11 protein-coding genes are annotated in these 12,678 nt (G+C 61.2%); 10 read left to right on the top strand and 1 reads right to left on the bottom strand.

What is annotated here, in order from left to right; all coding sequences use genetic code 11:
- Positions 1–8: 8 nt before the first annotated feature.
- The 5 genes from dapB to LOY22_RS23040 all read left to right on the top strand — a co-directional run bounded on the left by dapB (position 9) and on the right by LOY22_RS23040 (position 6,482).
- Positions 9–812: a 4-hydroxy-tetrahydrodipicolinate reductase gene (dapB, locus tag LOY22_RS23060; RefSeq protein ID WP_038998653.1), complete on the top strand. Its 804-nt coding sequence runs from the start codon at positions 9–11 to the stop codon at positions 810–812.
- A 302-nt stretch (positions 813–1,114) separates the two neighbouring features.
- Positions 1,115–2,251 carry a glutamine-hydrolyzing carbamoyl-phosphate synthase small subunit gene (gene carA, locus LOY22_RS23055; RefSeq protein ID WP_045199740.1) on the top strand — a complete coding sequence of 379 codons (1,137 nt, stop codon included), beginning with the start codon at positions 1,115–1,117 and terminating at the stop codon, positions 2,249–2,251.
- A gap of 106 nt (positions 2,252–2,357) precedes the next feature.
- The gene (carB, locus tag LOY22_RS23050) at positions 2,358–5,579 is read left to right on the top strand and encodes a carbamoyl-phosphate synthase large subunit (protein WP_045199739.1); all 3,222 of its coding nucleotides are present in this window, start codon (positions 2,358–2,360) and stop codon (positions 5,577–5,579) included.
- Positions 5,576–6,058, top strand: a complete 483-nt coding sequence (gene greA, locus LOY22_RS23045; protein ID WP_176794211.1) for a transcription elongation factor GreA — start codon at positions 5,576–5,578, stop codon at positions 6,056–6,058. The genes carB and greA overlap by 4 nt, the downstream gene beginning before the upstream one ends.
- 28 nt (positions 6,059–6,086) lie before the next feature.
- Positions 6,087–6,482: a hypothetical protein gene (locus tag LOY22_RS23040; protein WP_045199737.1), complete on the top strand. Its 396-nt coding sequence runs from the start codon at positions 6,087–6,089 to the stop codon at positions 6,480–6,482.
- A gap of 12 nt (positions 6,483–6,494) precedes the next feature.
- Here the strand turns inward: LOY22_RS23040 and yhbY are convergent, their stop codons facing one another.
- On the bottom strand, positions 6,495–6,803 hold the full coding sequence (gene yhbY / locus LOY22_RS23035; RefSeq protein ID WP_038606752.1) for a ribosome assembly RNA-binding protein YhbY: 309 nt from the start codon (positions 6,801–6,803) through the stop codon (positions 6,495–6,497).
- 100 nt (positions 6,804–6,903) lie between these two features.
- Here yhbY and rlmE point away from each other — a divergent pair, with 100 nt between their 5' ends.
- The 5 genes from rlmE to tpiA all read left to right on the top strand — a co-directional run bounded on the left by rlmE (position 6,904) and on the right by tpiA (position 12,678).
- Complete coding sequence (rlmE, locus tag LOY22_RS23030) at positions 6,904–7,527, top strand: 23S rRNA (uridine(2552)-2'-O)-methyltransferase RlmE (protein ID WP_010222974.1); 624 nt, start codon at positions 6,904–6,906, stop codon at positions 7,525–7,527.
- Between the two features lie 213 nt (positions 7,528–7,740).
- Positions 7,741–9,639: an ATP-dependent zinc metalloprotease FtsH gene (gene ftsH, locus LOY22_RS23025; RefSeq protein WP_038998658.1), complete on the top strand. Its 1,899-nt coding sequence runs from the start codon at positions 7,741–7,743 to the stop codon at positions 9,637–9,639.
- Between the two features lie 8 nt (positions 9,640–9,647).
- Positions 9,648–10,499 carry a dihydropteroate synthase gene (gene folP / locus LOY22_RS23020; RefSeq protein ID WP_045199728.1) on the top strand — a complete coding sequence of 284 codons (852 nt, stop codon included), beginning with the start codon at positions 9,648–9,650 and terminating at the stop codon, positions 10,497–10,499.
- Between the two features lie 16 nt (positions 10,500–10,515).
- On the top strand, positions 10,516–11,856 hold the full coding sequence (glmM, locus tag LOY22_RS23015; protein WP_045199725.1) for a phosphoglucosamine mutase: 1,341 nt from the start codon (positions 10,516–10,518) through the stop codon (positions 11,854–11,856).
- A 66-nt stretch (positions 11,857–11,922) separates the two neighbouring features.
- The gene (tpiA, locus tag LOY22_RS23010) at positions 11,923–12,678 is read left to right on the top strand and encodes a triose-phosphate isomerase (RefSeq protein WP_045199723.1); all 756 of its coding nucleotides are present in this window, start codon (positions 11,923–11,925) and stop codon (positions 12,676–12,678) included.

The raw sequence follows: 12,678 nt of genomic DNA, 5'->3' as shown, positions 1-12,678 counted from the left end.
AATAGGGCATGCGACGTATAGCGGTAATGGGCGCTGCAGGGCGCATGGGCAAGACCCTGATCGAAGCGGTGCAGCAAACCCCGGGTGCCGGGCTGACCGCAGCGATCGATCGCCCGGACAGTTCGCTGGTCGGCGCTGATGCCGGTGAACTGGCGGCTCTGGGCCGAATCGGTGTGTTGCTGTCGGACGACCTGGCCAAGGTTGCCGACGAGTTCGACGTGCTGATCGACTTCACTCACCCCTCGGTGACCCTGAAGAACCTGGCGTTCTGCCGCAAGGCAGGCAAGGCGATGATCATCGGCACCACCGGTTTCTCGGTCGAAGAAAAGCAACTGCTGGCCGAGGCGGGCAAGGACATTCCTATCGTCTTCGCCGCCAACTTCAGCGTTGGCGTCAACCTCAGCCTCAAGTTGCTGGACATGGCGGCGCGGGTGCTGGGCGATGATGTCGATATCGAGATCATCGAGGCGCACCACCGGCACAAGGTCGATGCGCCGTCGGGTACCGCGCTGCGCATGGGTGAAGTGGTTGCCAATGCCCTGGGCCGTGACCTGCAGGAAGTGGCGGTGTATGGCCGTGAAGGCCAGACCGGCGCGCGTGATCGCAAGACCATCGGTTTTGCCACTGTGCGCGCTGGCGATGTGGTCGGTGATCACACCGTGCTGTTCGCTGCCGAAGGTGAGCGCCTGGAGATCACCCACAAGGCCTCCAGTCGCATGACCTTCGCCAAGGGTGCGGTACGTGCCGCGCTGTGGCTGGACGGGCGCGAGCCTGGCTTGTACGACATGCAGGACGTGCTCGACCTGCGTTGACCTGCGCTGTATCCCCTGTGGGAGCGGGCTTGACCCGCGATTGCGGTTTGTCTGTCACGCCGCAATCGCGGGTCAAGCCCGCTCCCACAAGACCCTCCCAGTGCGCCCTGTCGCATTCCTGCGCCTTTCAGGCACATCAGTGGTAGACCAAAAAAGCGTTTTTCTGTAAGCTACAGCTTTAGTGTGTCCACTAAAAGCGCGCAGATAATTCGACGAAGAAAGCGGGGTGACGTGTCTATACGTCATTCCGCTTTTTTGCAACCTGCGATCGCCCCTTCAGGCTTGATTTACGGGAGGTCTTCTTGACTAAGCCAGCCATACTCGCCCTTGCCGATGGCAGCATTTTTCGCGGTGAAGCCATTGGAGCCGACGGACAAACCGTTGGTGAGGTGGTGTTTAACACCGCAATGACCGGCTATCAGGAAATCCTGACTGACCCTTCCTATGCGCAGCAAATCGTTACCCTGACTTACCCGCACATCGGCAACACCGGCACCACGCCGGAAGACGCCGAGTCCGACCGCGTCTGGTCGGCGGGCCTGGTGATTCGCGACCTGCCTCTGATCGCGAGCAACTGGCGCAACAAGCAATCCCTGCCTGACTACCTCAAGGCCAACAACGTAGTGGCGATCGCAGGTATCGACACCCGTCGCCTGACCCGCATCCTGCGTGAGAAGGGCGCGCAGAACGGCTGCATCCTCGCCGGCGACAACATCAGCGAAGAGGCTGCAATCGCCGCCGCTCGCGGTTTTCCGGGCCTGAAGGGCATGGACCTGGCGAAAGTCGTCAGCACCAAGAGCAGCTACGAATGGCGCTCCAGCGTCTGGGAGCTGAAGACCGACAGCCACGCCACAATCGAGGCGTCCGAGCTGCCTTACCACGTGGTTGCCTACGACTTCGGCGTCAAGCTGAACATCCTGCGCATGCTGGTTGCCCGCGGTTGCCGCCTGACCGTAGTGCCGGCGCAAACCCCGGCCAGCGAAGTTCTGGCACTCAACCCTGATGGCGTGTTCCTGTCCAACGGCCCTGGCGATCCGGAGCCTTGCGACTACGCGATCCAGGCGATCAAGGACATCCTCGAAACCGAGATCCCGGTATTCGGCATCTGCCTGGGCCACCAGTTGCTGGCCCTGGCCTCCGGTGCCAAGACCGTGAAAATGGGTCATGGTCACCACGGCGCCAACCACCCGGTCCAGGACCTGGACACCGGCGTGGTCATGATCACCAGCCAGAACCACGGCTTTGCGGTTGACGAAGCGACCCTGCCGGGCAACGTGCGCGCCATCCACAAGTCGCTGTTCGACGGTACCCTGCAGGGTATCGAGCGCACCGACAAGAGCGCGTTCAGCTTCCAGGGCCACCCTGAAGCCAGCCCGGGCCCGACCGACGTCGCGCCACTGTTCGACCGTTTCATCGATGCCATGGCCAAGCGCCGCTGAGCATCTGGCGAGAAGGCCCTGGACCGGTGCAAGCCGCGTTCAGGTGCCGCCCCCAAGATTGTTCAATGCGGCTTGCCGACTGACCTGCGGAATTGAGTGACAACCCATGCCAAAACGTACAGACATCAAAAGCATCCTGATTCTCGGCGCTGGCCCGATCGTGATCGGCCAGGCCTGCGAATTCGACTACTCCGGCGCCCAGGCCTGTAAAGCCCTGCGCGAAGAGGGCTACCGCGTCATCCTGGTGAACTCCAACCCGGCCACCATCATGACCGACCCGGCCATGGCCGACGCCACCTACATCGAGCCGATCAAGTGGCAGACCGTTGCCAAGATCATCGAGAAGGAGCGTCCTGACGCGCTGCTGCCGACCATGGGTGGCCAGACTGCCTTGAACTGCGCCCTGGACCTGGAGCGCGAAGGCGTTCTGGAAAAGTTCGGCGTAGAGATGATCGGCGCCAACGCCGACACCATCGACAAGGCTGAAGACCGTTCGCGCTTCGACACCGCCATGAAGGCCATTGGCCTTGAGTGCCCGCGCTCCGGCATCGCCCACAGCATGGAAGAGGCCAACGCGGTGCTCGAGAAGCTCGGCTTCCCGTGCATCATCCGTCCGTCCTTCACCATGGGTGGCACCGGTGGCGGCATCGCCTACAACCGTGAAGAATTCGAAGAAATCTGCGCCCGTGGTCTGGACCTGTCGCCAACCAAAGAGCTGCTGATCGACGAATCGCTGATCGGCTGGAAAGAGTACGAGATGGAAGTGGTCCGCGACAAAAAGGACAACTGCATCATCGTCTGCTCGATCGAGAACTTCGACCCGATGGGCGTGCACACCGGTGACTCGATCACCGTGGCGCCAGCACAGACCCTGACCGACAAGGAATACCAGATCATGCGCAACGCCTCGCTGGCGGTGCTGCGTGAAATCGGTGTCGAGACCGGCGGTTCCAACGTGCAGTTCGGTATCTGCCCGGACACCGGCCGCATGGTCGTGATCGAGATGAACCCGCGGGTTTCCCGTTCCTCGGCGCTGGCCTCGAAAGCCACCGGCTTCCCGATCGCCAAGATCGCCGCCAAGCTGGCCGTCGGTTACACCCTCGACGAGCTGCAGAACGACATCACCGGCGGCCGTACCCCGGCGTCCTTCGAGCCGTCGATCGACTACGTCGTCACCAAGCTGCCGCGTTTCGCCTTCGAGAAATTCCCGAAAGCCGACGCCCGCCTGACCACCCAGATGAAATCCGTGGGTGAAGTCATGGCCATCGGCCGGACCTTCCAGGAATCGCTGCAGAAAGCCCTGCGCGGCCTGGAAGTTGGCGTTTGCGGCCTGGACCCGAAAGTCGACCTGGCCAGCCCTGACGCTGCCAGCATCCTCAAGCGCGAGCTGACCGTGCCGGGCGCCGAGCGCATCTGGTACGTCGCCGACGCCATGCGTTCGGGCATGACCTGCGACGAAATCTTCGCCCTGACCGGTATCGATCACTGGTTCCTGGTGCAGATGGAAGACCTGATCAAGGAAGAAGAGAAGGTCAAGACCCTGGCCCTGTCGGCGATCGACAAGGACCTGATGCTGCGTCTGAAGCGCAAGGGCTTCTCTGACCAGCGTCTGGCCAAGCTGCTGGGTATCACCGACAAGAACCTGCGTCGTCACCGCCACAAGCTGGAAGTGTTCCCGGTCTACAAGCGCGTCGACACCTGCGCCGCCGAGTTCGCCACCGACACCGCCTACCTGTACTCGACCTATGAGGAAGAGTGCGAGGCCAAGCCGTCGACCCGTGACAAGATCATGATCCTCGGTGGCGGTCCTAACCGTATCGGCCAGGGTATCGAGTTCGACTACTGCTGCGTGCACGCAGCACTGGCCCTGCGTGAAGACGGTTACGAGACCATCATGGTCAACTGCAACCCGGAAACCGTCTCCACCGACTACGACACTTCCGACCGCCTGTACTTCGAGCCGCTGACCCTGGAAGACGTGCTGGAAGTGGTTCGCGTCGAGAAGCCCAAAGGCGTGATCGTCCACTACGGCGGCCAGACCCCGCTGAAACTGGCTCGCGCCCTGGAAGAAGCCGGCGTGCCGATCATCGGTACCAGCCCGGACGCCATCGACCGCGCCGAAGACCGCGAGCGTTTCCAACAGATGGTTCAGCGCCTGAACCTGCTGCAGCCGCCAAACGCCACCGTGCGCAGCGAAGACGAAGCGATTCGCGCTGCCGGCGTGATCGGTTACCCGCTGGTGGTTCGCCCGTCCTACGTACTGGGCGGCCGCGCCATGGAGATCGTCTACGAGCTGGACGAGCTCAAGCGCTACCTGCGTGAAGCGGTGCAAGTGTCCAACGACAGCCCGGTGCTGCTCGACCACTTCCTCAACTGCGCTATCGAGATGGACGTGGATGCGGTCTGCGACGGCACCGATGTGGTGATCGGCGCGATCATGCAGCACATCGAACAAGCCGGTGTTCACTCTGGTGACTCGGCGTGCTCGCTGCCACCGTACTCGCTGCCGGCCCATGTGCAGGACGAAGTCCGCGAACAGGTCAAGAAAATGGCCCTGGAGCTGGGCGTTGTCGGCCTGATGAACGTGCAGCTGGCCCTGCAGGGCGACAAGATCTACGTGATCGAAGTCAACCCGCGCGCCTCGCGTACCGTACCGTTCGTCTCCAAGTGCATCGGCACCTCGCTGGCGATGATTGCCGCGCGCGTCATGGCTGGTAAATCGCTGAAGGAAATCGGCTTCACCAAGGAAATCATTCCTAACTTCTACAGCGTCAAGGAAGCGGTGTTCCCGTTTGCCAAGTTCCCGGGTGTTGACCCGATCCTTGGCCCTGAGATGAAATCCACCGGTGAAGTCATGGGTGTCGGCGACAGCTTCGGTGAAGCCTTCGCCAAGGCCCAGATGGGTGCCAGCGAAGTGCTGCCGACTGGCGGTACCGCGTTCATCAGCGTGCGTGACGACGACAAGCCACAAGTGGCCGGCGTTGCCCGCGACCTGATCGCCCTGGGCTTCGAAGTGGTTGCCACCGTCGGTACCGCCAAGGTCATCGAAGCGGCTGGCCTGAAAGTGCGTCGCGTGAACAAGGTGACCGAAGGTCGTCCGCACGTGGTCGACATGATCAAGAACGACGAAGTGTCGCTGATCATCAACACCACCGAAGGTCGTCAGTCGATCGCCGACTCCTACTCGATTCGTCGCAATGCGTTGCAGCACAAGATCTACTGCACCACCACCATTGCGGCCGGTGAAGCCATCTGCGAAGCGCTGAAATTTGGTCCGGAAAAGACCGTTCGCCGCTTGCAGGATCTGCATGCAGGACTCAAAGCATGAGCATTACCAAGTACCCGATGACCGTCCAGGGCGCTCGCGCCCTGGAGGAAGAGCACCTGTTCCTGAGCAAGACCGAGCGTCCGCGCCTGAGCCAGGCCATTGGTGAGGCCCGTGAGCTGGGCGACCTCAAGGAAAACGCCGAGTACCACGCTGCCCGTGAAGAGCAGGGTATGGTCGAGGCGCGTATCCGCGATATCGAAGGCCGTCTGCAGAACTCGGTGGTGATCGACGTCACCACCATTGCCCATACCGGCAAAGTGATTTTCGGCACCACCGTAGTGTTGGCCAACACCGAAACCGACGAAGAGGTGACCTACCAGATCGTTGGCGAGGACGAGGCGGACGTCAAGAACGGCAAGCTCTCGGTCGGTGCGCCGATCGCCCGCGCCATCATCGGCAAGGAAGAGGGCGATACCGTGGTGATCAAGACGCCAAGCGGTACGGTCGAGTACGAGATTGTCGAAGTCAAACACATCTGACCGACGCCGCGGCTTTGCCGCGGCCGCGGTGATCTGGCAACTGACCCAGGTGTTCTGGGTTGGCGGCCTGTGGATGTTGCATTTCGGTTTGCTGCCGGCTTTGGGCAAGATTGGCCTGGCGCCGCTGCTGATCGAGGATATCGGCAGCCTGATGGCATCGTTGCTGGTCGCGTTTGCGGCGTTTTGCGCAGGCGTGCAGGCATTGGTGCTGATGCAGGCTCAGGGCCTGGCCAGTCTGTGGCGGGATATGCGGGGGCAATTGCTGTCGATGGCGATGCTGGCGTGCGTGGTGTATTTCGCCTTGCGCGTGGGCATGCCGGAGGAGTTGCGCTGGCAGCTGTTCTGCTACCTGGTGCTGGGCCTGACCGGCCTGCTGCTGGTCATGCAACCCGTGCCGGGCAGGGCGCGCAAGGCGCGCCACTGACCGCGGCAAACATCACTTGTAACGGTGGATGTTCGACAGCTGTTTGTTCGGTTGTGGATTGCGGCGATAGATCAGCGCCTTCTTGCCGATGGTCTGTACCAGTTCGGCGCGGCCGGCCTTGCACAGCGCGGCGATTGCGGCGGCACGTTCTTCGCGGTCTTCGGAGCGAATTTCGACCTTGATCAGCTCGTGATCGGCCAGGGCGCGTTCGAGTTCGGCGATAACCCCTTCAGTCAGCCCATTGCCTGCCACAATCAGAACTGGTTTCAGATCGTGGCCAATGGATTTGTACTGTTTCTTCTGCTCGTTATTGAGCGGCATAATCTGACCCTTTGTCTGATTCTGTAAAAATGGCGGCCATTTTACCCGAGGGCCCGTGGATCCGCCCAGTTAATCACGACCCTTATCATCGAGGTGCCCAATGGCGCGTTCCAAGACAAGCCTTGGCTGGCTGAAAGAACACTTCAACGATCCTTACGTTAAAAAAGCGCAAAAGGATGGTTATCGCTCGCGTGCGAGCTATAAATTGCTGGAAATCCAGGAAAAGTACCGGATTATCCGCCCCGGCATGAGTGTCGTCGACCTCGGCGCGGCACCGGGTGGCTGGTCGCAGGTGACCAGTCGTCTGATCGGCGGTCAGGGCCGTTTGATCGCCTCCGATATCCTCGAAATGGACAGCATTCCCGACGTGACCTTCATCCAGGGCGACTTTACCCAGGATGAAGTGCTGGCGCAGATTCTCGAAGCAGTGGGTAATTCACACGTAGACCTTGTGATTTCCGATATGGCCCCCAATATGAGTGGTACGCCTGCCGTGGATATTCCCAAGGCCATGTTTCTCTGTGAGCTGGCCCTTGATCTGGCGACCCGGGTACTCAAGCCGGGTGGCGATTTTTTGATCAAGATTTTCCAGGGCGAAGGGTTTGACGTATACCTCAAGGACGCTCGTCAGAAATTCGACAAGGTCCAGATGCTCAAGCCTGATTCTTCGCGGGACCGCTCCCGCGAGCAGTACTTGCTGGCGCGGGGGTATCGCGGCGAGTAGGGGCGTCAGGCCGGCGGCTTCCAGGGTATCCGATAGTTTTTTCCAATCGGCTCTCCTGCCTGACCTGGATGTACTTCGTGTAGTCTAGGTTTCACAAAGGGTTACAGACGGCGCCTGCAGATGTGTAGGTTATGTAGTAAGTTAAGCCGGTGAATATCATGCGAGGCACGGCTGCGCCGTCAGCCGGCTTCAGAGGGTAGCTAATTGAACGATATGGCAAAGAACTTGATCCTGTGGTTGATCATCGCGGCTGTCCTGGTGACGGTGATGAACAACTTCTCCAGCCCGAATGAGCCGCAGACCCTCAACTATTCCGACTTCATTCAGCAGGTCAAGGATGGCAAGGTCGAGCGCGTTGCGGTCGACGGCTACGTCATTACCGGTAAACGCACCGATGGCGACAGCTTCAAGACCATCCGTCCGGCCATTCAGGACAACGGCCTGATCGGTGATCTGGTCGACAATCACGTCGTGGTTGAAGGCAAGCAGCCAGAGCAACAGAGCATCTGGACCCAACTGCTGGTCGCCAGCTTCCCGATCCTGGTCATCATTGCCGTATTCATGTTCTTCATGCGCCAGATGCAGGGCGGCGCCGGTGGCAAGGGCGGGCCGATGAGCTTCGGCAAGAGCAAGGCGCGCCTGCTCTCCGAAGACCAGGTAAAAACTACCCTGGCCGACGTTGCCGGTTGCGACGAAGCTAAAGAAGAAGTCGGCGAGCTGGTTGAGTTCCTGCGCGATCCGGGCAAATTCCAGCGCCTGGGCGGTCGTATTCCGCGCGGCGTGCTGATGGTCGGCCCGCCAGGTACCGGTAAAACCCTGCTGGCCAAGGCCATTGCCGGCGAAGCCAAGGTGCCGTTCTTCACCATTTCCGGTTCCGACTTCGTCGAGATGTTCGTCGGTGTCGGTGCCAGCCGTGTTCGCGACATGTTCGAGCAGGCCAAGAAACACGCACCGTGCATCATCTTCATCGACGAAATCGACGCCGTCGGTCGCCATCGTGGCGCCGGCATGGGTGGCGGTCACGACGAGCGCGAGCAGACCCTCAACCAGTTGCTGGTAGAGATGGACGGCTTCGAAATGAACGACGGCATCATCGTCATCGCCGCGACCAACCGTCCGGACGTACTCGACCCGGCGCTGCTGCGTCCAGGCCGTTTCGACCGCCAGGTTGTCGTTGGCCTGCCGGATATCCGCGGTCGTGAGCAGATCCTCAAGGTGCACATGCGCAAGGTGCCGATTGGCGACAACGTCAATCCAGCCGTTATTGCCCGTGGTACCCCGGGCTTCTCCGGTGCCGACCTTGCCAACCTGGTCAACGAAGCCTCGTTGTTCGCTGCCCGTGGCGGCAAGCGCGTGGTCGAGATGAAAGAGTTCGAGCTGGCCAAAGACAAGATCATGATGGGCGCCGAGCGCAAGACCATGGTCATGTCCGAGAAAGAGAAGCAGAACACCGCGTATCACGAAGCTGGCCATGCCATTGTCGGTCGCGTCGTGCCCGAGCACGATCCGGTCTACAAAGTGTCGATCATCCCTCGCGGCCGGGCACTGGGTGTAACCATGTTCCTGCCTGAGGAAGACCGTTACAGCCTGTCCAAGCGCGCGCTGATCAGCCAGATCTGCTCGCTGTACGGCGGCCGTATCGCCGAAGAGATGACCCTGGGCTTCGATGGCGTCACCACCGGTGCCTCCAACGACATCATGCGGGCCAGCCAGATTGCCCGCAACATGGTCACTAAGTGGGGCCTGTCGGAAAAACTGGGTCCTTTGATGTATGCCGAAGAAGAGGGCGAGGTGTTCCTCGGTCGCAGTGCCGGTTCCCAGCACGCCAGCGTCTCCGGTGAAACCGCCAAGCTGATCGACTCCGAAGTGCGCAGCATCATTGACCAGTGCTATGCCACGGCCAAGCAGATCCTCACCGAGAACCGCGACAAGCTCGACGCCATGGCCGACGCGCTGATGAAGTACGAGACCATCGATGCCGATCAGATCGACGACATCATGGCCGGTCGCGAGCCACGCGAGCCGCGTGACTGGGAGGGTGGATCAGGCACTCCAGATGCCTCGGCTCCACGCCCAGAGTCGCCGATCGGCGGTCCAGCGGCGCAAGTCTAAGGGCATATATGACCTCACAGCAGTACCCGACCCGGTTGCCTTGCGGCAACCGGGTTCTTGATTTGTCCCGTACCCATGTCATGGGTATCCTCAATATCACCCCCGATTCCTTCTCCGATGGCGGTCGCTTCACCCAGCGTGATGCGGCCTTGCGCCACGCCGAGGCGATGGTGGCTGCCGGCGCAACCCTGGTCGATGTCGGTGGCGAGTCCACTCGCCCAGGCGCTCGCGCGGTGTCGGCACTGGAAGAGCTGGAGCGTGTCGCGCCTATCGTCGAAGCGATCAATCGCGAACTCGATGTGATCATCTCGGTCGATACCTCGACGCCAGCCGTAATCCGCGAGTCGGCCAGGCTTGGTGCCGGGTTGATCAACGATGTGCGCTCGCTCAGTCGTGATGGCGCCCTGGATGCTGCGGCAGCCACTGGTTTGCCGGTGTGCCTGATGCACATGCGCGGTGAGCCCGGCGACATGCAGGACGATCCTCAATACCAGGATGTCACCGCCGAGGTGGCGAGCTATCTTGAAGAGCGAATGGCGGCGTGTGCGGCCGTGGGCATCGAGGCCGAACGGATCATCCTTGATCCGGGTTTCGGCTTTGCCAAGACCCTCGGGCACAACCTCAGCCTGTTCAAGCACATGGACGCGCTCTACCGCTTGGGGCGTCCGTTGCTGGTGGGCGTTTCACGCAAGAGCATGATCGGCCTGGCCTTGGGCCGTCCGGTCGGTGAGCGGCTCTATGGCAGCCTGGCCCTGGCTGCGCTGGCGATGACCAAGGGCGCGAGCATACTGCGCGTTCACGATGTCGCCGAAACCGCCGATGTAGTGCGGATGATTGCTGCGGTGCAAGCCGCCGAATAAGAGTGATGGAGCATCTATGAGCAGAAAATATTTTGGTACCGACGGTATTCGTGGCCGTGTCGGCGAATACCCCATCACCCCTGACTTCATGCTCAAGCTCGGCTGGGCGGCTGGCATGGCCTTTCGCAAGCAGGGTGCCTGCCGGGTGTTGGTGGGTAAAGACACGCGCATTTCCGGCTACATGTTCGAGTCGGCTCTGGAAGCAGGCCTTTCCGCCGCCGGCGCCGATGTGATGCTGCTGGGGCCGATGCCGACCCCGGCCATCGCCTACCTGACCCGTACCTTTCATGCCGAAGCGGGCATCGTCATCAGTGCCTCGCACAACCCCCATGACGACAACGGCATCAAGTTCTTCTCCGGCCAAGGCACCAAGCTGCCGGATGAAGTCGAGCTGATGATCGAGGAGTTGCTCGACCAGCCGATGACCGTGGTCGAATCGAGCAAGCTGGGCAAGGTCTCGCGCATCAACGATGCGGCCGGTCGCTACATCGAGTTCTGCAAGAGCAGCGTGCCGAGCAGCACCGATTTCGCCGGCCTCAAGCTGGTGGTCGACTGCGCCCATGGCGCTACCTACAAGGTTGCGCCCAGCGTGTTCCGCGAGCTGGGTGCCGATGTCACCGTGCTATCGGCGCAGCCTGACGGCCTGAACATCAACGAGAACTGCGGCTCGACCCATATCGAGTCGCTGCAGGCGGCGGTGCTGGTTGGTCATGCCGATCTGGGTATTGCCTTCGATGGCGACGGCGATCGGGTGCTGATGGTGGACCACACGGGCACCATCGTCGATGGTGACGAACTGCTGTTCATCATCGCCCGTGACCTGCACGAGCGCGGCAAGCTGCAGGGCGGGGTGGTGGGTACCCTGATGAGTAATCTGGGCCTGGAGCTGGCCCTGAAGGACCTGGACATTCCGTTCGTGCGCGCCAAGGTCGGTGACCGCTACGTGATGGCCGAGCTGCTGGAGCGCGATTGGGTGATCGGTGGCGAGAACTCCGGGCACGTGGTGTGCTGCAACCACACCACCACCGGTGATGCGATCATCGCCGCGCTGCAGGTGCTGATGGCCCTCAAACGCCGTGAGGAAACCCTCGCCCAGGCTCGCCAGGCCCTGCGCAAATGCCCGCAGGTGCTGATCAATGTGCGCTTCGGCGCGAGCAAGGTCGACCCGCTTGAGCATCCGGCCGTTCAGGAAGCCAGTGCCAAGGTTACCGAGGCCCTGGCCGGTCGTGGCCGTGTGCTGCTGCGCAAGTCCGGGACAGAGCCTCTGGTGCGGGTAATGGTCGAAGGCGAGGACGAAAGTCAGGTGCGCGGCCACGCCGAAGCCCTGGCAAAACTGGTAAGTGAAGTTTGCGTTTGAAATAGGCTTGCCAGAGGTGATCGGGTTGGGTAACATCTGCGCCCTCTTTGACCGACGAGGTACAGCATGCGTCGCCCTATGGTAGCTGGTAACTGGAAGATGCACGGTACCCGCGCCAGCGTCGCTGAGCTGATCAAGGGCTTGAGTAATCTCGCCCTGCCGAGCGGTGTCGAGGTCGCGGTGTTTCCCCCCGCCCTGTACATCAATCAGGTAATTGATGGCGTACAAGGCAAGGCGATCGCCGTCGGCGCTCAGAATTCTGCGGTACAGCCTGAGCAAGGCGCACTGACCGGTGAGATTGCACCGAGTCAACTGGCCGAGGCAGGTTGCGAGCTGGTACTGATTGGGCACTCCGAACGCCGCCAGATCATTGGCGAGAACGACGAAGTCCTCAATCGCAAGTTCGCTGCGGCACAGGCTTGCGGTTTGAAGCCGGTGCTCTGTGTAGGGGAAACCCTCGAAGAGCGCGAAGCGGGTAAAACGCTTGAGATTGTCGGGCGTCAGCTGGACAGCGTCATCGAAGCGTTCGGTGTCGAAGTCTTCGCCAGTGCGGTGATTGCCTATGAGCCTGTATGGGCCATCGGTACAGGGCTGACGGCCTCGCCACAGCAGGCTCAGGATGTGCATAAAGCCATTCGCGAGCAGCTGGCGGCAAAGAACCCGGAAGTCGCAGCGAATGTGCGGCTTCTATACGGCGGCAGCGTGAAGGCGGCCAATGCGGCTGAACTGTTCGGCATGCCGGATATCGATGGGGGCCTGATTGGTGGGGCTTCCCTGAACGCAGACGAATTCGGTGCAATTTGTCGCGCCGCAGGAAACTGA

The organism is Pseudomonas sp. B21-035, assembly GCF_024748945.1.
In the GTDB taxonomy this organism is placed as follows: Bacteria; Pseudomonadota; Gammaproteobacteria; order Pseudomonadales; family Pseudomonadaceae; genus Aquipseudomonas.
This window is presented reverse-complemented; position numbering and strand designations above follow the sequence as displayed.